The following is a 19,330-nucleotide window of genomic DNA, read 5'->3' on the forward strand; positions in this document are numbered from 1 at the left end:
ACAGGCCACCGGGGCTGGTCTTCCTATGCCTTCGCTCAGGCTCTCTCCAACCAGCAACTACCTTTCAGAAAGAGGAACAGTAGCGATGCAGCACGCGAACGACGAAGCGCCAGACCGTAGGCCGTGACCTGATGGTCGAACGCATCACCCTGGCCCAGCAGCACGCCGTCAACGAGCAGCGGCGGATGGGGCGGACGGACCGGCAGGCCGAGAAGATCGTCGGCCTGCCTCACGGCCTTCTGTCCCGGCGCTTCATCGTGGTCGAGGACGACCGCCCCGTGCGCCTCCGGTTCGCGGAAAGCCGATCATCGGGAGCGAGCGAGTACCGCCGCCCCGTCAACAAGTTCACCCTGTTCTGAGGACCCGCCTGATGGGCAAAGCCACCAACCCCCGCCGCATCGACCCCCGCTCCAAGGGCGGCCGTCCGCGCCAAGAGGGCGACCGCTATCCGAGCGGCCGGCTGAAGCCGGTGAAGCCGAACGCCGAGGTTCTCGCCCGGCGGAAAGCGATCTGCGCCGACCCGGCGATGGCGACCTGTCCGCTGGATGCCTCGCTGGCGAATGGCTGGATCTCGCAGGCTGAGTACGGCGCCGGTCGCGTCTTCCTGTCGGTGCATGTTGGGGCAGGGCTCGACTCACCGGGCGCGGCAGCGATGCGCGACAACAGCATCCCGACCGGCGCCGCCGACGCCATCCGCAAGAACTGGGGCGAGCTGACTGACGTCCAGGTCAGGGCGATGAGCTGGAACGAGTTCAGCGACAAGGAGATCGCCGCCATCTGGGACAGCGCGCTTCGCGACTTGGGGCGGTCGGCCGATCCCGAGGCGGCGAACGACTTCGCCGCACGCGCCCATCAGCGCTGGCGGGCCCTGAACGCCGCCATGTCGCCAATCGAGCGCACCGTGGTCGATAGCTTCTGCATCAGGGAGGAGTGGCCGCAGTGGTTCGCCGAGCGTCTGGCCGGCCGGATGGACACCGTCCACGAGGAGAAGCGGGACATCTTGATCAGCGGCTTGCGGGCTATCGCGCAGGCCATGCGTCAGCCGAAAGCGCCTGTGCGTGACGATCTGGCCAGCCCCAAGCCGAAGCCTAGAGGCCCCGTGATCATCGAGCGTGTCGAGTTCGTAAATGACAACGGCGAGGTGGTGCAGGTCCACGAGCGCATCCGGCGCCAGGCGGGCTGATCGTGAAGGGACGCACCGGCATCATCAGACCGGTGTACCACGTCGAGCCTGACCCGGAGGCTGCCGCCGAGATCAGGGCTGTTCTGCTGGCCGCCGGAGTTGATGGCGCCGTGGTCGATCACGCCATGACGGGGCGGGATTTCGATACCCGAGGAGGACGAGGTCACTACGGCTGGGCCGATCCTGATCAGTGCATCCGGGTTCTGGTCGAGGCCGGGCTCGGCAGTGAGCGCATCGCCGCCGGCATGGGGCTTCTGCTCCGAGTGGTTTCCGCCAGGCGCGAGAAGCTCCGTATCGGCGTCCGCCCCCGGCACTCCGGCGACGCCCTGAAGGGCGAGGAATGGCGCCCAGTCCCCGGCTTTCGCAACGAGGTCTCCAGCTCGGGCCGTGTCCGCGGGCCCCATGGCCTGATGCATGTGGCGACTAAGGGCGGTCGTCGTGCCCGTGTGCCGCTTTCGCCTGATGACGGAGGGCGGAAGCGGATGGCCCTCGTGGCCAGCCTCGTCTTCGGCGTTTTCCACGATCGGCCGATCAACACCTTGGTTCGCCCCCTGAATGGAGACCGTCACGACTGCCGTCTGGTCAACCTGGAAGAAGGGCGACCCGCGCCGACCGGGAAGAAGGCCGACAAGCCTTGGACACTCGCTCAGGATCGCGCCCTTCGCTCATCGAAGAGCTGGGAAGAGGCGGCCCGCCGAACAGGCCACACGATCCCTTACGTGAAGAAGCGGATGGCCGAACTGGGCCTGGCCCTCGCTGCTGGCTACGTCCCGCGTCCGGGCAAGGTGAAGCCGCTCGCCTATCGCGACCTGGCCGAGCTGGATCGCGCGATCGTTGCGCTTCAGGCAGCCGGACTGTCCGAGCGCACGCTGAACCTGGGCCTGCGGATCACCACCTCAGGAGAAGGCTGCTGCGCCGAAGCCGCGGCCGAAGCTGCAGCCTGCGCCGTCACGCTGTTCGGTCTCGGCTGGACCGATCGGGAGGCTGCAACCGCCATGGGCGTGTCCGCCAACGCCGTGGGCGCCTATCTCAAGCGCGCGGGCATACGAGAATGGTGGCCTGAGGGTTGCTCGACCAAGGCCGGGCCGGCGGATTTCCGAGAGGACGAGGAGTGGCGACCTGTCCCCGGCATGCCTTACCGCGTGTCCGACCAGGGGCGCGTCGCCAACCCGAACAACGACCTGATGTCGCAATATGTCGACGGCGCCGGTCGTCCAAAGGTCGGCTTGAAAGGGCCGAAGGGTGGCCGGCGGATCTATCTCATCGCACGCCTGGTCTTGGCGGCGTTCAAGCCAGACCTGACCATGAGCCAAGTGGCCTACCTCGACGGCGACCCATCCAACGCCGCGCTCTCCAACCTGGTGCCGAAGAGCCTGATCCGCCAGCCGTCAGCGGCCACGCCATCGTTCGAGGCCATCAGGAGCGAGGCGAGAGCGCTGTGTCCGCCCGGCCTGGACGATCAGGCCCGACAGGACGTCGTCGCCGAAGCGGCCCTGCTCTACCTCGAAGGTCGCGCGTTGAGCGTGAAACAGGCGGTCAAGGCCGCGCTCAAGTCGTTCTATCAGACCTTCGGCCACAACCGGGAGACGTCGCTGGACGCCATGATCGGCGACAATATCAGCCTGGGCGACCTACTGAACTCCGAGGGAGAGATCGAAGCCACCGGACACCGCCAGCGGAGAGGGGCTTGACGCCCGTTTCTTTTAGGAAGATATCCCTATTGCACATATGTCAGGTTCGCGCCGAAGTGACCTAGTCCAGCCCTCCTCGTGAGGGCTTTTTCGTATCCGCACCCGTCCATGTTCTGCGCTTCGGCAAAGGCTGGTTCAGACCGTGGATCGAAACCCTAGGTCAACTTCCTCGCGGCGGGATCGGCAGCCAGCCTTCGTCGTTCAGCCTGATCTCGATGCCTTTCGCCTTCAGGTGCTCGATAAGTCGAGGATGCTGCTGGGGCACCAAGCCGTCCCAGTTTGACGAGATGCAGATGTCGCAGGCGATGATGTCCCACTGTCTGACCGGCCTGCCGGCGTAGACGTGCGGCCCGAACTGAAACGGCCGTTGGCACAAGAAGCAATCGTACATGAACTTGGGCGTGTCTTTGGGCATCCGTCCCTCCTGACGAATCGGGAGTGTTGCGCGACCTAGCTACTTCCTCAACGCACGAACGTGGTTCCAGGCAGGAGGCATCATGGCGCCGCGTCTGAAGTCCCTGCCGTCGCGCGTCGCGCTCCTGCCGCACCGGGTCGGCCGGGCTCCTGCTCAAACCAACCCGAAGCGCGACCGCAGCGCCGCGCACTGGCGGGCCTGGTACTCGACCAGGCGTTGGCACGAACTGCGGCTCGAGGTGCTGGAGCGAGACGGTTACGTCTGCCAGCGCAGCGGCGTCGTCTGCGCCGGGAAGTCCCCCGACCCCGATAGCCCGGTCGTCAACCACAAGGTCCCGCACCGTGGAGACCCCGGCCTGTTCTGGGATGAGGCCAATCTTGAGACCGTGACCAAGCAGGTCCACGACACCATCATCCAGGCCGAGGAGCAGGGGAGCCTGCACCGCCGCGGCGACTGGAGCTGAGGAGACATCATGCCGACCCAGCCCCCGACTGAAAGACAGAATCAGCCGCCAGCCCCGCCGCCCATGCAGGTGATCCGAGGGAACTTGATCTATGACCCCCGCAACCCGCCGGTCAGGAAGATCATGATGCAGAAGGCCGGTGAAGTTGCCGTCTGGAGCCTCATCTTCGCCGGCTTCGCTGTTTCAGCAGTGCTCGTCGGGGTCGGCCTCTTTCTCGGAGCACGACTGACCTAGGCGGGTGCCATGCGGGTCAAGCTTTGCGGATAGAGGTCGCTCGTGTATCGCGGGTCTATGCAAAAGCTCCTCGCTATGGCCCCCAACGTCGCCGCTCTCGTCAGCATCATTGCAGCGCTGGCGGCCGCTGGCTCGGCTGTGATCGGATGGTCGTACGGCGCCGGAGCGCATGCTGAGCGGGATCGCCAGGTGGACCTAAAGATTGCTGCGCTTGAACGGCAGGTTCGTAACCTGCCCGCTCAAGAGGAAAGCAGTACACGAGCCCAGTGCATCTCTCTGTCCAACCGGGCGGAGGAAGCCCTCCTCAACTCCGATCGCGAGCGGATCCGAGAGTTGATGTCAGACCTTGGCTGTCACCGAAGCCTTTAGGGCGAGCCCCCCCGGGGGGCATGTCCGAGGTCTAAACGGGCCTTCGCCGGAGACCCGCGCCCCCGGCACGGACGGACTTTTTTCTCTGAAATCTCAGGATAGCGTCGATGACCGAAGAAACTCGGCTCGGCCGGCCGCCCTATGAGCCATCGGACGAACTTCGCGAGAAGGTCCGCATCCTCAAGGCGGGCGGGATGTCTGACATCGCCGTCGCCTCGGTTATCGGCGTCTCGGTGCCGACGCTGACCAAGTACTATTCGTTGGAGTTGGAAGAGGGGGGCGCGAGGGTCCAGGCCGACGTTCTGATGGCTCGGTATCGCGCGGCGATGGGGGGCAATGTCACCGCCCAGAACAAGCTGCTGGAACAGATCGGCATGGTGCCGCAGCGCAAGCCCGGCCGCCCCCGCGTCGAGCGCCCCGAACCTGTCGGCAAGAAGGAAGCCGCCGACCAGGCCGCGCAGAGCGCGCACGAAGGAACCGGCTGGGCTGAGCTGCTGAACTGATGACGGACCCCGTCTGGAACTTCGCGCAGCCCGGCTGGGAACAGAAGCTGCGGGACGGTTCGTCGCTGCTCCCTGACCTGCCGCTGAACGAAAAGGACGCCGGGCAGGCCGTCGGCATCTTCAACCGGCTCCGACTGCCGGACGTGCCCGATCAGCCGACCTTGGGTGAAGCCGCCGGCGACTGGCAGCGAGACATCGTCAGGGCGATCTTCGGGTCGATGCAGGACGGGCGCCGGATGGTCCCCGAAGTCTTCTGCATGGTCCCGAAGAAGAACTCGAAGACGACCGGCGGCGCCGCGATCGCGCTGACGGCCCTGCTGATGAACAAGCGGCCTCGGGCGCAGCTGATCTTCGTCGGCCCAACCCAGGAAGTTGCCGACCTGGCCTTCGAACAATGCGCCGGGATGATCGAGGCCGACGACGAGGGCGTGCTGCAGGCGCGCTTCCACGTCCAGGACCACATCAAGACGATCACGGATCGGAAGAACAAGGCGAAGCTGAAGATCAAGACCTTCGACACGAAGGTGGTCACCGGCTCCAAACCCGTCTTCGTCCTGCTCGACGAGCTCCACCTGATGGGCGCCATGAACGGCGCCGGAAAGGTCATCACCCAGCTGCGCGGCGGCCAGATCTCGAACCCCGAGAGCGTGCTTCTGATCATCACCACCCAGTCGGACGAAGCTCCCACCGGCCCCTTCAAAGCCGAACTGTCCTATGCCCGACGGGTGCGTGACGGCGAGGTGACCGGCGCCCGGATGCTGCCTCTCCTGTACGAGTTCCCCCGCGAGATGCAGGCGGACCCGGAGAAGCCTTGGAAGGACCCGACCAACTGGCCGATGGTCCTGCCGAACCTCGGCCGGTCCATCACCCTGGACACCCTGATCGGCGACTACGCCGCCGCGCTCGACAAGGGCGACGAGGAGGAGCAGCGCTGGGCCTCCCAGCACCTGAACATCGAGATCGGCCTGGCCCTTCACGGTGATCGTTGGGCCGGCGCCGACTACTGGGCTGCCGCCGTCGAGAAGTCGCTGACCTTCGAAAGCCTGCTGGATCGTTGCGAAGTGGCGGTCGCTGGATGCGATGGCGGCGGCCTCGACGATCTCTTCGGGCTCGGCGTGATAGGCCGGTGCCGGGAGACGAAGGTCTGGCTGTCGTGGTGCCGGGCCTGGGCTCACACCCGCGTCCTCGAGCGCAGGAAAGATATCGCCGAGAACCTGCGGGAGTTCGAACGCGACGGCGATCTGGTCATCTCAGACGACGGCGCCCTGCCGGCCATCCAGGCAGCGGACTACATCGCCCGCATCAAGGCGGCGGGGAAACTGCCGGAGAAGCATGGGGTCGGCGTCGACCCCTACGCCATCATGGACCTGATCGACGCTCTGGATGAGCGCGACATCCGCGACGAGATGATCGCCGCCATCCGTCAGGGCTCGGCCTTGTCGCCAGCCTCCTGGGGGCTCGAAGTTCGCCTGAGCAAGAAGACCCTGATCCACGCCGACCAGTGCATGATGACCTGGTGCGTCGGCAATGCGCGGGCTGAGCAGCGCGGCAACGCACAGCTCATCACGAAACAGGCGGCAGGCAAGGCCAAGATCGATCCGCTCGTCGGACTGTTCAACGCCGCGATGCTCATGAGCCGAGGCCCGGTGGCCGTCCGGCAGAAGAAGCCCTCTCTCCTCATTCTCTGAAGGAGGCCGGTATGAACCGCGCCTACAGCGTCCTTGAGATCAAGGCCGTCAGTGAAGACGAACGCGTCATCACCGGCATTGCCACGACCCCGTCACCCGACCGCATGGGCGACATTCTGGAGCCGCTCGGCGCCGAGTTCGCCGCCGAGATCCCGGCGCTCTGGCAGCACAACCACCATGAGCCGGTGGGCCATGTGACCTTGGGCAAGCCGACGTCGAAGGGCATCCCCTTCACGATCCGCATGGCGCGCACCGACGAGGCTGGCACACTCAAGGATCGGCTCGACGAAGCCTGGCAGTCGGTGAAGCTCAGGCTCGTGAAGGCGGTCTCGGTCGGCTTCCGCGCCCTTGAATACGCGCTGCTGGAAGGCGGCGGCATTCGATTCCTGAAGTTCGAGATCCTCGAGCTCTCGCTGGTGACCGTCCCGGCCAACGCCGACTGCACCATCAACAGCATCAAGTCGATCGACACCGATCAGCGGGCCGCGACCGGCCATTCGCCGACGGAAGAGATCGACCTGTCCGGGGCCAAGAAGGTCCCCGCTTCGCCCGGCGCTTCGGGCCCCACCAAGGCGGCCCTTCCGGTCGTCTCACACTCGAAAGCGCCCAAGGAGGCACACATGAACGTCGCTGAACAAATCCGCCAGTTTGAAGCCACCCGCCAAGCCAAGGCCGCGCGCATGGCCGAGATCATGGAAAAGTCCGCCACTGACGGCACCACCCTGGATGCCGACCAGTCGGAAGAATACGACGGGCTCGAAGCCGAGGTGAAATCTGTCGATGCGCACCTGAAGCGCCTGCGCGATCTGGAAAAGGCGAACGCCTCGACCGCTCGCCCCGTCGGCGCCGCCAACGACCCGGAAAGCGGAAGCCAAGGCCGCTCGCCCTCGCGCGTCGAGGTGAAGGTCGAGAGGAAGCTCGACGCCGGGATTGGCGTGGCGCGCGTCGCCAAGGCCATCGCCCTGGGCAAGCTGCACGGCATGTCGCCGGTCGAGTTCGCCAAGAGCATGTACGGCGAGCGCAACCCGGTCACGAGCGCGGTCCTCAAGGCGGCTGTCCCGGCCGGTACCACCCTGCCGGGCTCGTGGGCCGAGGATCTGGTCGGCGACGCCACGGCCCTCTACGCCGACTTCGTCGAGTTCCTGCGTCCGACCACCATCCTGGGCAAGTTCGGCTCCGGCAACATCCCGGCGCTGCGCACTGTTCCCTTCCGGGTTCCGCTGATCGGCCAGACCGGCGGTGGCGAGGGTTACTGGGTTGGCGAGGGCAAGCCCAAGCCCCTGACCGCCTTCGACTTCAACCGCAACACCTTGGAGCCGCTGAAGGTCGCGAACATCGCCGTCGTCTCGGAAGAGGTGATCCGTGACTCCAGCCCGGCCGCCGACGTCATCATCCGCGACGCCCTGGCCGCCGCACTCCGCGAGCGCCTTGACCGGGACTTCATCAACCCCGCCAAGGCTGAGGCTGCGGGCATCTCGCCGGCGTCGATCACCAATGGCGTCACTCCCATCGTCGCGACCGGCACTGGCGACGCCGACGATATCCGTCGGGACGTCCGCGCCCTGATGGCCACGTTCATCGCGGCCAACAACGCCCCGACCTCGGGCGTGTGGATCATGTCCAGCATCACGGCCTTGGCCCTGTCGCTGATGGTCAACACGCTCGGTCAGCCGGAATTCCCCGGCGTGACGATGGCGGGCGGCACCTTCATGGGTCTGCCGGTCATCGTGTCGGAGTACGTGCCGACCGCCACCTCGGGCGAACCTGCCGTCACCACAGGCTTCGTCGCGCTGGTCAACGCGCAGGACATCTACTTCGCCGACAACGGCGACATCCGCATCGACATGAGCCAGGAGGCGTCGCTGCAAATGCTCGACAACCCGTCCAGCCATGATGCTGGAACCGGCGACGGCGCCTCGGAGCTGGTCAGCCTCTGGCAGACCAACTGCGTTGGCTTCCGCGCCGAGCGCTCGCTCAACTGGGCCAAGCGTCGCGCGAGCGGCGTGGCGCTGCTCAGCGGCGTGAAGTGGGGCGGCTAAGCCGAACTGAGGGGTCGCTTCGGCGGCCCCTTTCCTTTTCCCGTTCCAGGAGCCTCCCATGGCCGACAAGGTTGATCTCATCGCCAATCGGTCGATGACCTACATGACGCGCCAACTGGTCGCCGAGGACCCGTTCGAAGCGAAGCCGCGCGAGGCCAAGATCCTCGTCGCCATCGGCAAAGCCCGCCTCGTCGGCGCCGCCGCGCCCGCCGCGAAGCCGAAGGCCCCGACCCCGAAACCTAAGGCGCCTCGCGGCAAGCCCGCCGCGAAGCCGAAGGCCTGACCATGAACCCGGTCGCAGCGTTCCTGATCCTAGCTACCGCAGCGGCCCTGTGCGCCGTGTCCGGCGTCGCCATGCTGTTCGGCCCCGGCTGGGCACTGATCGCCGCAGCATGCGCGCTTGCGCTAGCTGCTGGCCTTATCCGAAAAGGTCTGAGCGCTGGTGGCTAAGAGCATCCTGACCACGATTGCCCGCGGGCTCACCCAGCGCGCTCCGTTGACCCCTGCCGGACGCGGAGGTCGCGGGGGCTGGTGGCCAGTGATCCGCGAATCCTTCCCCGGCGCCTGGCAGCAGAATGTCGAGGTGCGCGTCGCCGACGTCCTGGCGTTCCCGACCGTCTATCGCTGCATCAGCCTGATCGCGTCCGATGTCGCGAAGCTGCGGGTGAAACTCGTGCAGCAGGACGAGACCGGCATCTGGTCTGAAGTGCGAAATCCTGCCTATTCGCCGGTCCTCAGGAAGCCAAACCCCTATCAGACCCGCATCCAGTTCTTCGAGACCTGGATGATTTCGAAGCTGACCCACGGCAACACCTTCGCGCTGAAGCAGCGCGACGGCCGGGGCGTCGTGAAGGCGCTCTTCATCCTCGACGCCACGCCCGGCCGGGTTGAGCCGCTGATCGCTGCCGACGGGTCGCTTTTCTACCGTCTGCACCCCGACGAGCTCAGTGGGCTGCCCGCCGAGGTCGTCGTCCCGGCTCGCGAGATCATCCACGACCGGATGAACCCGCTCTATCACCCGCTGGTTGGCGTCTCCCCCATCTATGCGGCTGGACTGGCGGCGGTGCAGGGTCGGCGCATCCAGGAGGAGAGCGCGCACTTCTTCGCCAACGGGGCCAAGCCCGGCGGAGTGCTCACGACCGACGGCGAGATCGACAAGGAAGACGCCAAGGACATCAAGGCCAACTGGGCCAGCATGTTCTCCGGCCGGAACTCCGGCCAAGTCGCCGTTCTGGCTGACGGTCTCAAGTATCAGCCGCTCCAGATCACGGCCCATGATGCGCAGCTGATCGAACAGCTGAAGTGGTCCTCAGAGACCGTCTGCTCGGTCTTCGGCGTCCCGGCCTACAAGGTCGGCGTCGGCACACCGCCCTCGCACGACAACGTCGAGGCGATGGACACCCAGTATTACGCGCAGTGCCTTCAGACGCACTTCGAGCATATCGAGCTGCTGCTGGACGAAGGCCTGGGGATGCCCGAGGGACTCGGCACCGAGTTCGATCTGGAAGACCTGCTGCGTCTCGACAGCAAGTCGCAGATGGAAGTCCTCGACAAGGCCAAGGGCAAGCTGACGGTGAACGAGATGCGCCGGAAGCTGGGCGCCAAGCCCGTCGAGGGCGGCGACACGGTCTACCTGCAGGAGCAGGATCACAGTCTGGCCGCTCTCGCGAAGCGCGACGCGCGCGACGATCCCTTCGCGAAGGGCGCCGCCGCCGCGCCGCCGCCGCCGCCGGCGGCGAACGACAACGACGACGAGCGGCAAGCTGGGGCAGCGGCGCCCGACGTCGTCGCGGACCAAGCTCGCAGTTTCGTGGACGTCGCCCTGGGGCCCGTCCTTGAGCGACTGGTCGCCATCGAGGGGCAACCGGCTCCTGCGGACGGCAACGACGCCGACCCTGATGTTGTCCAGCGCTTGGTTGAGGACGAAGTCGCTAAAGCTGTAGCTGCCCTCCCTGCGGCGGAGCCGGGCAAGGACGGCCAGTCGTGGGAGGACATGGCTCTCGTTCGGACTGGGCCGCGCACGGTCGAGCTGAGCTTCGATCATGGCGAGCGCCGGAACACCTTCGAGCTGGAGTTCCCGGTTCCGCTGTACCGCGGCGTGTTCTCGGCCGGCGGCGACTATCAGGAGGGCGACATGGTCACCTTCGGCGGGTCGCTCTGGCATTTCAACGGCGCCGAGGACGGGGCTGAGGCGGGCAAGCCCGGCGATGGGTCGAAGGCCTGGACGCTGGCCGCCAAGCGCGGTCGAGACGGCAAGGACGCCGACAAGAAGGGCGGGGCGCAATGAGCGAGTTGGTGGGCGTCCCTGAGCTGAAGCAGCGCCTCGGCTTCGACTTCTCGCATGACGACGCGGCGCTTGGCCTGATCCTGACCGAAGCCCAGGACCACGTGCTCAAATACGTCGAGGCCGGAGAGGACCTCTGGTCCGACACGACCGTCCCGCCTCGCATCAAGTCGGCCATCATTCTCGTGGCGGCCCGGCTCTACGCCAATCGCGACGACGACGGCGAGATCCTGACGCCTGCCGTCAAAGGCCTGCTCCGCCGCGACCGAAAGCCCGTCGTCGCATGAAGGAGACCGAAATGCGGATCTTGATGAAAGAGACCCATAACTTCCAGCCGAAGAACGCGGGCCGGATCACCGTCAAATACCTCGCCGGCCAGGAATATACGGTGAAGCGCGGGTGGGGCGCGCTGATGGTGCGCCGCCGCGTCGCCACCGAGATCAAGGCGCCGCCCCGCGCCGGGGCTGCTGCCTGATGGTCGATCTCAACGCCCTGGTGGCCTTCGACCAGCGTGGCCTGGACGCCAACGGCGACGCCGTGAATGACTTTGCAGAGGTCTTCCGCTGCCGTGCCGCGGTGGACTACCAGCGAGGGTCTGAGGCCGCGATCTCGAACCGGCTGGAGAGGCGCCAGCCCGCCACTATCATCGTGCGCGACAACCCCACGACGCGGGACATCACGGCCGCCTGGCGCGCTCGCATCATCGCCGGTCGCCGGGTGATCGTCGGGGACGAGTTCAACATCCAGTCGGCCGCTCCGGCGCGCGAGACGGGCTATCTGAATCTGCTCGGTGTCGCTGGCGGAGCGACGGGCTGATGGGCTTCTCAAACCGCGACCGTCTGCGGCGGAAGATGCGGGCGATTCCTGTGAGCGTCCGCAAGGCGGCGCGGGAGCAGTTGAAGAAGAACGCCGAGGAGTTGGTCGAGACGCAGAAGGGCTTCGCTCCCGTCGACGCCGGTGCCCTGAAAGACAGCATCAAGCAGCAGGACGTGTCAGACAGCATCCGGATCAGTCGGCGCGTGTCGGCTGGCGGCCCCGGCGTGCCATACCCCGCCTGGGTCGAGTTCGGTCACGGCCAGGCCGATCCCAAGCCCTACTTCTGGCCCGCCTATCGGCTGAAGCGCCGGCTGTTCAAGGGCCGCATGAGCCGCGCCGCTCGGAAAGCCATCAAGGGGGCGATCAAGTGAACATCGCCACCGCCATCCGCACCGCCGTCGATACGGCCCTCCGCGCCGACGCCGCCACGGTCGTTGCCTTCGGGACATCGGCTGTCCGCCTCTATCCGCTGACCACGCCGCTGTCGCCGGTGTTCCCCTACATCCGCATGCTCGTCCAGGTGATCGGCGACGACGGCGCCTGCGGCGAGGAGAACGAGGTCAACCTGACGCTGGAGATCTTCGCCCGCGATGGCTCCTACGAGGCAAGCGCCGAGACCGTCGAGGCTATCGCCGGCGCGGCCCGCAAGGCCCTGACCCGCCAACTACCGCTGACCGGCCACGTCATGGATGACTGGCGTTTCGAGGGCGACCGCCCCGTCAGCGACCCGGATGTCCTGACCGCGCACCGCTCGGTCTCGATCAACTATCTGACCTCGGCCACGGCCTAGCCAGACCCCCGCCGCCTCAGGGCGGCTTTTTCATATCAGGAGGCCATCATGGCGTTCAAAGGCACGCGCGGGGTTCGCCTCGTGGTCAAGGTCGGGGACGGTGCAACCCCCGAGGTTTTCACGCCGCTCTGCACCATCAACGCCGAGCGCGGCATCACCTTCAACGCGCAGACCAACGACGAGACGATCCCGGACTGCGAGGACCTGGACGCGATCGCATGGCTGGTCCGCGAGAAGGCCTCGCTGTCCGTCGATGTGACCGGCGGCGGCAAGAGCCACAAGGACGACATCAAGAAGCTCTGGGACTGGTGGAAGTCGCCTGAATCCCAGAACTGCCAGGTGGTGGTCGATGACGATGTCGTCGCCAACCAGATCACCTTCGAAGGCCCCTTCCACCTCGCCCAGTTCGACCTGAACGGGGCCGAGGGACAGAAGATGGCTTCGACGATGTCGCTGTCGTCGGACGGCGAAGTCACCGCCACCTTCGGCGCCAACGTCGGGGGCGCCTGATGGGCCTGAAAACCGAAGTCCGCATCGACTTCGCAGGGGAGAGGCGGTCGTTCGACCTCTCCCCGATCGGGTGCGTCCGGCGGCTGCAGGATGCTTGTGATGCGGGGCCGAACCACATTCGCATGCGGTTGCTGGACGGCACTTGGCTCGAAGGAGATCTGCGCGAGACGCTTATTCAGGGCCTAGTCGGGGGCGGTATGACTCAGCGTGACGCTCAGGCGCTGATTGAAAAGTGGGTCGACCCTGAACCCAAAACGCAGTTCGTGCCGCTCGCGCAGGCGATCATTCTGGCCTGGCTTGTCGGCGCGGAGGATGAAGACCTGGGGGAGGGTACGGGGGAGGGAGAGAGCCCGATCCTCTCCCCCGAGGCAGGATCGGCTTCGCCGGCATCTACGGCACCGGCGTCGGCGTCCTAGGCCTGTCAGCCCGCGACATCGACGCCATGACCTTCTGGGAGTTCGGCGCGGCGGTCCAGGCGTGGGCCAAGGCGAACGGCACCGGCGAAGAGCCCGTCGTCAGCCTGTCAGACGATGAGCACGACGCCTTGATGGCCAAGCACGGCTGAGCCTACCCTCTGGGAAATCTGTAGGGGCTGCCCATGAAACGTTTCGTCATTGCCGCAGTCGGCTTGGGCCTAGCCGGCTGCGGAAACACCGGACCCGCCAAGGAAGCGGTGGGCGATCAGTTGAAAGATCCGTCGTCAGCCCAGTTCAAAGAGGTTCGGCGGGTAGACGATGTCGTCTGCGGCGAGGTCAACGCCAAAAATAGCTTTGGAGCCTACGAGGGCTTCCGAAAATTCTTCGTCGTCGATGGTGCCGCAGCGGTGCTGGAGCCGGCCGAAGAGGGAGCGGCGAAAGAGTACTTCGGCGTCGCGTTCAGCTTGCGCTGCCCCTCAAGCGGCTGAAGGCGGCGACAGTCCAGACATTTCAAAGGCGGTCCTGCGGGGCCGCCTTTTTTCTTTGGAGGCTTAATGGCCCGCGATCAATTGGAGGCGCTCACCCTCACCATGTCGGCGGACCTACGTCGGTTTGAAAAGTCGATGGCCGCCATGGCCGCGACGGCTGACAAGCGATTGACGGCGGTCGAGCGTCGCGCGGTCCAATCGCAGCAGAACCTTTCCCGCATCATGGATGGTGCTGGGCGGGGTATGACCTCTGCCTTGAAGTCAGGGCTCGCCGCGCTTGCGCCAACCCTGGCTGCCGCATTTTCTACGCAGCAGATCATAAAATACGCCGACAGCTACACGACCTTGCAGAACCGGCTGAAGGTGGCCGGGCTGGAGGGGCAGAGGCTTGTCCAAACGGAGGACGCTCTCTTTGCGGCGGCAAATCGGAACGGCGTAGCGGTCGATGCGGTTGCTCAACTCTATCAGCGAGCATCGTTGTCGCGGAAGTCGTTGGGGGCAACGGACGCGCAACTTATCTCGCTGACGGACGGGGTCACGGCTGCCTTGAAGGTGCAGGGCGTTTCAGCGGAAGCGGCAACTGGTCCGCTGCTTCAAATGAGCCAGGCCATTGGCGCCGGGATTGTGCGAGCCGAGGAGTTCAACTCTTTGGCTGAGGGCACGCCAATTATCCTCCAGGCGGCAGCAAATGGCGCATCCAAGTATGGGGGCGACGTCTCGAAGCTGCGGACCGACGTCCTGGCGGGCACGGTGTCGTCCAAGCAGTTCTTCGACATGCTGCTCCGCGGGCTGCCGGCGGTTGAGGCGCAAGCGACCTCCTTCCAGATGACTGTCGGGCAGGCGCTTCAGACGCTCGACAATCAGCTGGGTCGCTACATCGGGCAAACCGATAGCAGTCTGTCAGCCACACAGCGGATGGCTGAGGGCATCGTCCTGTTGGCGAACAATCTGGACGTGGTCACGAACGTAGTTGGTGGCCTGGCCGCTATTATCGGTGGCCGCTATCTGCTGTCCCTCACCGCCTCGGCGTCTGCAACTCTGGCTGCCACCGCCGAGAACGTTCGCTATCAGATGACGCTGGCATCCCTGGAGGCTCGCCAACTCGGCGTGAGCCGCGCCACAGTGCTGGCAACCGGCGCTACACGCGGATTTACCGCCGCAGTCGCCGCCAACCCCTTGGGCGCCGCATTGGTTGCTGTCGCGGCTCTCGCGGCCGGCATCTATTTGCTGAACCAGCGCTTCAGCGAGGGCGCTCGTGCGGCCCGCGAATTCGAAGAGATGACGGCCTCGGGCAGTAAGGCGCTGGCCGAGTACGAAAAGGCGCAGATCGCCGCGCAGAACGCCTCCAAGGAAAGTGCGGCCTACGCTCGCGAAAACGCCAAGGCCATGCGCGAAGAGGCCGAGGCGGCAATCGTGGCGGCGAGAGCGCTTGCGGCTAAGCGGACCCAGGAGGCTCAGACCCGTCTGTCTGCTGCGACCGCGGCGGTTCAAGAGCTGAACAAAGGCCGGATCGGGGAGCCTGGAGAAGCGCTGGGCCAAGTCGCGTACGCCGCCGGTGCAATGCGCGAAAGCGCCAGGGCGCGTGAGCAGGCCGCCGAGGCGATCAGGGAGCAAATCCGTCAAGAGCAAGAGTTCGCGCGGATCAGTTCGGGCATCAACTTGGGAGGTGGCGGCGGTGCCCCCACCGCTGACCCGAAAAAGCCCAAGCGAGCCAGCGGACCCACGGAGGCCGAGCTGGCCGCGCAGCGGGAAATGCTGGCCCTGCAGAGGGAGATTGAACTTCAAAGGGCTCGGGGCAACGACGACGCGGCCAGAGCTAAGCAGCGCGAACTGGACGTCCTGAACCTTACGAAGCAGCTGACCGACGCTGGCGCGACCAATGCGAAGGGCACCGCTGAAAGTCATGTGGCCGCCATCGCGGCAGCAGAGGATGCCCAGCGAGGCCTCGGCATCCTGTGGGAGAAGAACCAAAAGCACCTGGCTGAACTGGAAGAGAAGAACCAGCAAGCCAATGACCTTCTACTCGATCGCATAGGCTTCGAAGCAGAGCTCGCTCGCTTGTCGGGTGATCCCGTCGCGATCAAAGCGAAGGAGCGCGAGCTTTGGATCGAAGAGCGCATCAATGAGCTGATCCGCCTTCGTCCTGGCCTCAGTCGCGAGGCGGCAGCACAGGCGGCGACAAAGGAACGTGGCGCGCTGGATGCGGCCATGCGTCAGGGCGAGCGGGGCGATCAGGCGCGTCTGATGGCGCGAGACTTCGTTGACGTTCTCGCTTCTGAAAACTGGGCCGAAGCTGCCGGACGGAAGTTCAAGGAGGCCGCCTTCGACGGGCTCGAGGACCTGTTGACCCAAGTGCTCTCGCAGATGTGGAAGGGAGGTGGCGGCGCCGGCGGCGGGGGCAACTGGCTCTCGACCATTGCCTCCGTCTTCACCGGCGGACGCAAGGCGGCGACCGGGCGCAGCGCCACGGCGGGCTTCCCAGTCCTGATCGGCGAACGCCGCCCTGAGGTGTTCGTGCCCAATACCAGCGGCACCATCATCCCCAGCGTGAACGCGGCGGTGGGCCGGGCGCAACGGGCGGCGTCGGCGCCATCGATGATCAGCCCTGTCGTGCGGATCGACCTGACCGGCGCCAATGGCGATCAGACAATCCGCTACCTGGCGGCCGAGGCTGCGCGCCAAGCCTATGCCGAGGCGGTCTCGACCAGCAGTCGGGTGGTGCCGGCCCAACAGGCACAGCGCAAACGCTACAGCAGGGGCGGATAATGGCGATCATCCTCCAGGGGCTGCCCCGCCAGACCCGCTACAGCATGCGCGCGGTCTCGGCGGCCAATACGATGTCGCCCGCATTCGGCGGAGCCGATCAGCGGCTGGGCCGGAAAGGGTCGCGGTTCGCCATCGACGTCTCGATCCCGGCGCTGTCGGCGGCGGGCTGCGGCATGGGCCTGATCGTTGACCTGTTGCGCGGCGAGACCGAGACGCTGGTCCTGGCCATCCCCGAACACCTTCCCGCCGTCGCCTATGGGGCGCCCGTGGCCAACGGCGTCTCGACAGGATCGGTTCTCGCGGTGAAGGGCTTGACGCCCGGCGCGATGATCCGCAAGGGCAAGTTCCTGTCGATCATCCTGTCGGGCCAGCGGTTCGTCTACATGGTAACGGCGCAGGTGACGGTGCCTATCGGCGGGCTCGCCAACTTGCCGATCTGGCCCATGCTTCGCCGCCCTACGGCTGACGGCGCGGTCATCGAACTGGCGGAGCCCAAGATCGAGGGCTTCATCGAGCCGGGGCAGGACTGGTCCATCAACAGCCCGAAGGCGGTGGGCATGTCGTTCGCCCTGAAGGAGCGCGAGTGATGGATACCTCCCTCGTTGCTGCCTACCAGCAGCCCGCCCCGATCAAATGCACCCTGGTCCGGTTCGACATGCCGGGCGGCGCGATCTGCCTGACGGACGGCGGCTTCGCGGTTCACGACGCGGGCGAAGGCGATGGCCCTGAGACCTACTTCGGTCGCCACCCGGTCTATGGCGTCCTGTCGTCGGTCGGCTCGATCAAGGATGGCGCCGACGCACAGACCACGCGCATCGACATCGTCATCCTGCCGGCGTCGGACGTGTCGACGGCTGCGCTCGGCAATCCGTCCACCCAGGGCGTCCGCGTCCAGTGGTGGGAGGGCGTCATCGACCCGGCCACCGGCGGACTGATGGGCCTGCCTGAACTGAAGTTCGACGGCGAGATCGACAAGCCCCGGCTTCAGGTCGGGGAAAGCCGGTCGCTGACCCTTGAATGCGGCACCCAAGCCGAGCGCCAGCTTGAGCCGAATGCCGACTGGCGCCTGAACCACGCCTTCCATCAGCGCTGCTGGCCCGGCGAGACGGGCCTGGTCCATGTGGACGGCGTCCTTCGCAAGAAGGAATGGCGTTCGCGCCCCGAGAACCCCGGCTTGTTCAAGCGCCTGCTGCACGCGATTGTGCCCGCGTCCAAATAGCTCAGCGGTGCGCCGCGACCAGAGCCCCGGTCCTTCCGTTTCGGCGGCGGGGCCGGGGTCTTTTTGCGTTGGGGCTAAGAGAAGGGTGAAGGGACTCGACTGCCCGGCGCCGGAGACCCGACTTCGGATAGGTTAGGCGGCCCCCTTCGGCGGACCGGTCAGCTCGCCCGTGTTAACGGCAGGACGGCGGACGCGGTGGAGATTGTGACGTCGTGCGAGGCGCGGGATGCGGCTGCGGTCAGGCGAACCGAACGGCCGTGGTGGGGTAAGCTCTGGCACCGCTATTTCAGACGTCTCTAACCTAGCGCTTGCGCTTGCGCCGTGGCTTGCTCACGTCAGCCTTGCAAGGCCAAGCGACACCCCAACCATCCAGATGCCTCATAACCAAGGAGACGCCATGTCGGACGACGAAGCGATCGAACTGCCGGAAACAACAGTACCCGCCGGCCTCGGCGCGAGCGTCCAGGGCTTCACCAGCGAAGAGGGCGCTCGGGAGTTGGGATCGGTCGTTCTGGAATGGATTTGCGGGCTTGGACGCCTGATCAATCTCTCCACTCTCGACGGTGTAACGATCGCGATTGACTACGATGCGGCCCTGGCCAGTCTCGATCGCGGGCTTGATGGCCTTCGACCATTGTCGCGGTCCAACAGCGAGGAGATGCAAGGCGTGGCCATGTCGCCGGCTGTGCTCCGGGACGGCCGAGTGAAAACACACCTGATTTTCAACGCCGGCCCGATCGCCGCATTGGCCGTCAAAGACGCTCCGGAAGAGGACGTCCAGCTAGCTATCGGCATAATTGCTCATGAGTGCGCCCACGTGCAGATCACAGCTCAGAAGGAGGCGGCCATCCCAGATGCCCGGTTTGGAGCGCGGATCGAGGGCTACGAACGCGGCGTTCTTTTCCAATTGGCCGAGGTCTGTTGGGACGAATACGCGGCCTGCCGTATCTCGGCCCCCTTTGCCAAAGGCCAGAACGAGCGCCACGCCGAAACCGTGGCCGGCGTAGTCGCAGTTGCTCGTGATCGCTCAAACGCGGCTATTCGCAGCTACCGACGCCATGCCGACCTCAATCGCCTCGTAGGCGAAGCGGGGCCAGCACTCTGTGAGCCCATGAAGGCTGTCGCCTATCTGCTGGGCGGGATGGATGGAGATGAAGAGACCTGGACGGATCGGAGGGCCTTGCGTGAGGCCGTTGAAGCAGCCGGGTATGGAGACGTCGTCGATGAACTCCACCACGCCTTGAGGGCGTTGTGGGACACGCAGGACCAGTGGGATCCGACGCTCGATACGTTCGGTCCGTTGCTTGCGATCGGTAAGCGCGTGTTCGAGGCAGGGGGAATATTCTTCAGAAGCGGCCCGGATGGTTCTGCGCGGATCGATGTCCCATTCACGCTCGACACGATCTAAATCGACGGGAGCGGGTCGCCATGGAGCCCAGAGAGAACCACTGCACGC

At 65.8% G+C, this 19,330-nt stretch carries 24 protein-coding genes; 23 read left to right on the top strand and 1 reads right to left on the bottom strand.

Translation table 11 applies throughout. The features are described from left to right. Positions 1-131: 131 nt before the first annotated feature. From ACR9FL_RS16430 to ACR9FL_RS16440, 3 genes are read left to right on the top strand one after another with little or no spacing between them, the layout of a single operon-like run. Positions 132-359 (top strand): hypothetical protein, encoded by a 228-nt coding sequence (locus ACR9FL_RS16430; RefSeq protein WP_436356402.1) that lies wholly within the window; start codon positions 132-134, stop codon positions 357-359. A gap of 11 nt (positions 360-370) precedes the next feature. After that, a complete protein-coding gene (locus ACR9FL_RS16435; protein WP_436356403.1) occupies positions 371-1,183 on the top strand; it encodes a hypothetical protein in 813 nt (270 codons plus the stop codon). A 2-nt stretch (positions 1,184-1,185) separates the two neighbouring features. Beyond that, complete coding sequence (locus tag ACR9FL_RS16440) at positions 1,186-2,874, top strand: hypothetical protein (protein ID WP_436356404.1); 1,689 nt, start codon at positions 1,186-1,188, stop codon at positions 2,872-2,874. Positions 2,875-3,034: 160 nt separating this feature from the next. On the opposite strand, the gene ACR9FL_RS16445 is transcribed toward ACR9FL_RS16440, so the two are convergent. Beyond that, positions 3,035-3,289 (bottom strand): hypothetical protein, encoded by a 255-nt coding sequence (locus tag ACR9FL_RS16445; RefSeq protein ID WP_436356405.1) that lies wholly within the window; start codon positions 3,287-3,289, stop codon positions 3,035-3,037. An 82-nt stretch (positions 3,290-3,371) separates the two neighbouring features. Between ACR9FL_RS16445 and ACR9FL_RS16450 the strand changes: the two genes are divergently transcribed. The 20 genes from ACR9FL_RS16450 (at position 3,372) to ACR9FL_RS16545 (ending at position 19,282) form a co-directional block, all read left to right on the top strand. Beyond that, complete coding sequence (locus tag ACR9FL_RS16450; RefSeq protein ID WP_436356406.1) at positions 3,372-3,752, top strand: HNH endonuclease; 381 nt, start codon at positions 3,372-3,374, stop codon at positions 3,750-3,752. A 9-nt stretch (positions 3,753-3,761) separates the two neighbouring features. Then, a complete protein-coding gene (locus ACR9FL_RS16455) occupies positions 3,762-3,986 on the top strand; it encodes a hypothetical protein (protein ID WP_436356407.1) in 225 nt (74 codons plus the stop codon). Positions 3,987-4,462: 476 nt separating this feature from the next. After that, entirely contained in the window at positions 4,463-4,858 is a 396-nt protein-coding gene (locus ACR9FL_RS16460; RefSeq protein ID WP_436356408.1) for a hypothetical protein, read from the top strand. Continuing rightward, on the top strand, positions 4,858-6,546 hold the full coding sequence (locus ACR9FL_RS16465; RefSeq protein ID WP_436356409.1) for a terminase large subunit: 1,689 nt from the start codon (positions 4,858-4,860) through the stop codon (positions 6,544-6,546). The genes ACR9FL_RS16460 and ACR9FL_RS16465 overlap by 1 nt, the downstream gene beginning before the upstream one ends. Before the next feature lie 11 nt (positions 6,547-6,557). Continuing rightward, on the top strand, positions 6,558-8,585 hold the full coding sequence (locus ACR9FL_RS16470; protein ID WP_436356410.1) for a phage major capsid protein: 2,028 nt from the start codon (positions 6,558-6,560) through the stop codon (positions 8,583-8,585). A gap of 58 nt (positions 8,586-8,643) precedes the next feature. Beyond that, positions 8,644-8,868, top strand: a complete 225-nt coding sequence (locus ACR9FL_RS16475) for a hypothetical protein (RefSeq protein ID WP_436356411.1) — start codon at positions 8,644-8,646, stop codon at positions 8,866-8,868. 255 nt (positions 8,869-9,123) lie between these two features. After that, positions 9,124-10,872, top strand: coding sequence for a phage portal protein (locus tag ACR9FL_RS16480; RefSeq protein ID WP_436356412.1), 1,749 nt, complete (start codon positions 9,124-9,126; stop codon positions 10,870-10,872). Continuing rightward, entirely contained in the window at positions 10,869-11,156 is a 288-nt protein-coding gene (locus ACR9FL_RS16485) for a head-tail connector protein (protein ID WP_436356413.1), read from the top strand. The genes ACR9FL_RS16480 and ACR9FL_RS16485 overlap by 4 nt, the downstream gene beginning before the upstream one ends. Beyond that, positions 11,153-11,344 carry a hypothetical protein gene (locus tag ACR9FL_RS16490; protein WP_436356414.1) on the top strand — a complete coding sequence of 64 codons (192 nt, stop codon included), beginning with the start codon at positions 11,153-11,155 and terminating at the stop codon, positions 11,342-11,344. The genes ACR9FL_RS16485 and ACR9FL_RS16490 overlap by 4 nt, the downstream gene beginning before the upstream one ends. Next, the gene (locus ACR9FL_RS16495; RefSeq protein ID WP_436356415.1) at positions 11,344-11,685 is read left to right on the top strand and encodes a phage head completion protein; all 342 of its coding nucleotides are present in this window, start codon (positions 11,344-11,346) and stop codon (positions 11,683-11,685) included. The genes ACR9FL_RS16490 and ACR9FL_RS16495 overlap by 1 nt, the downstream gene beginning before the upstream one ends. Positions 11,686-11,735: 50 nt before the next feature. Further along, on the top strand, positions 11,736-12,056 hold the full coding sequence (locus tag ACR9FL_RS16500; protein ID WP_436356416.1) for an HK97 gp10 family phage protein: 321 nt from the start codon (positions 11,736-11,738) through the stop codon (positions 12,054-12,056). Beyond that, positions 12,053-12,475, top strand: coding sequence for a tail completion protein gp17 (gene gp17, locus ACR9FL_RS16505; RefSeq protein WP_436356417.1), 423 nt, complete (start codon positions 12,053-12,055; stop codon positions 12,473-12,475). Before ACR9FL_RS16500 ends, gp17 begins: the two co-directional genes overlap by 4 nt. A gap of 48 nt (positions 12,476-12,523) precedes the next feature. After that, positions 12,524-12,985, top strand: coding sequence for a phage tail tube protein (locus ACR9FL_RS16510; protein ID WP_436356418.1), 462 nt, complete (start codon positions 12,524-12,526; stop codon positions 12,983-12,985). Continuing rightward, positions 12,985-13,401, top strand: a complete 417-nt coding sequence (locus tag ACR9FL_RS16515) for a gene transfer agent family protein (RefSeq protein WP_436356419.1) — start codon at positions 12,985-12,987, stop codon at positions 13,399-13,401. Before ACR9FL_RS16510 ends, ACR9FL_RS16515 begins: the two co-directional genes overlap by 1 nt. 26 nt (positions 13,402-13,427) lie before the next feature. Next, positions 13,428-13,550 carry a hypothetical protein gene (locus tag ACR9FL_RS16520; RefSeq protein ID WP_436356420.1) on the top strand — a complete coding sequence of 41 codons (123 nt, stop codon included), beginning with the start codon at positions 13,428-13,430 and terminating at the stop codon, positions 13,548-13,550. Between the two features lie 33 nt (positions 13,551-13,583). After that, positions 13,584-13,889, top strand: coding sequence for a hypothetical protein (locus ACR9FL_RS16525; RefSeq protein WP_436356421.1), 306 nt, complete (start codon positions 13,584-13,586; stop codon positions 13,887-13,889). Positions 13,890-13,955: 66 nt separating this feature from the next. Further along, positions 13,956-16,655: a tape measure protein gene (locus ACR9FL_RS16530; RefSeq protein WP_436356422.1), complete on the top strand. Its 2,700-nt coding sequence runs from the start codon at positions 13,956-13,958 to the stop codon at positions 16,653-16,655. Beyond that, complete coding sequence (locus ACR9FL_RS16535) at positions 16,655-17,242, top strand: hypothetical protein (RefSeq protein WP_436356423.1); 588 nt, start codon at positions 16,655-16,657, stop codon at positions 17,240-17,242. The genes ACR9FL_RS16530 and ACR9FL_RS16535 overlap by 1 nt, the downstream gene beginning before the upstream one ends. Further along, positions 17,242-17,874, top strand: a complete 633-nt coding sequence (locus ACR9FL_RS16540; protein ID WP_436356424.1) for a hypothetical protein — start codon at positions 17,242-17,244, stop codon at positions 17,872-17,874. The genes ACR9FL_RS16535 and ACR9FL_RS16540 overlap by 1 nt, the downstream gene beginning before the upstream one ends. A 397-nt stretch (positions 17,875-18,271) precedes the next feature. Then, entirely contained in the window at positions 18,272-19,282 is a 1,011-nt protein-coding gene (locus ACR9FL_RS16545) for a hypothetical protein (RefSeq protein WP_436356425.1), read from the top strand. Positions 19,283-19,330 lie beyond the last annotated feature (48 nt).

Source organism: Brevundimonas sp. CEF1 (assembly GCF_051353055.1).
Lineage (GTDB): Bacteria > Pseudomonadota > Alphaproteobacteria > Caulobacterales > Caulobacteraceae > Brevundimonas.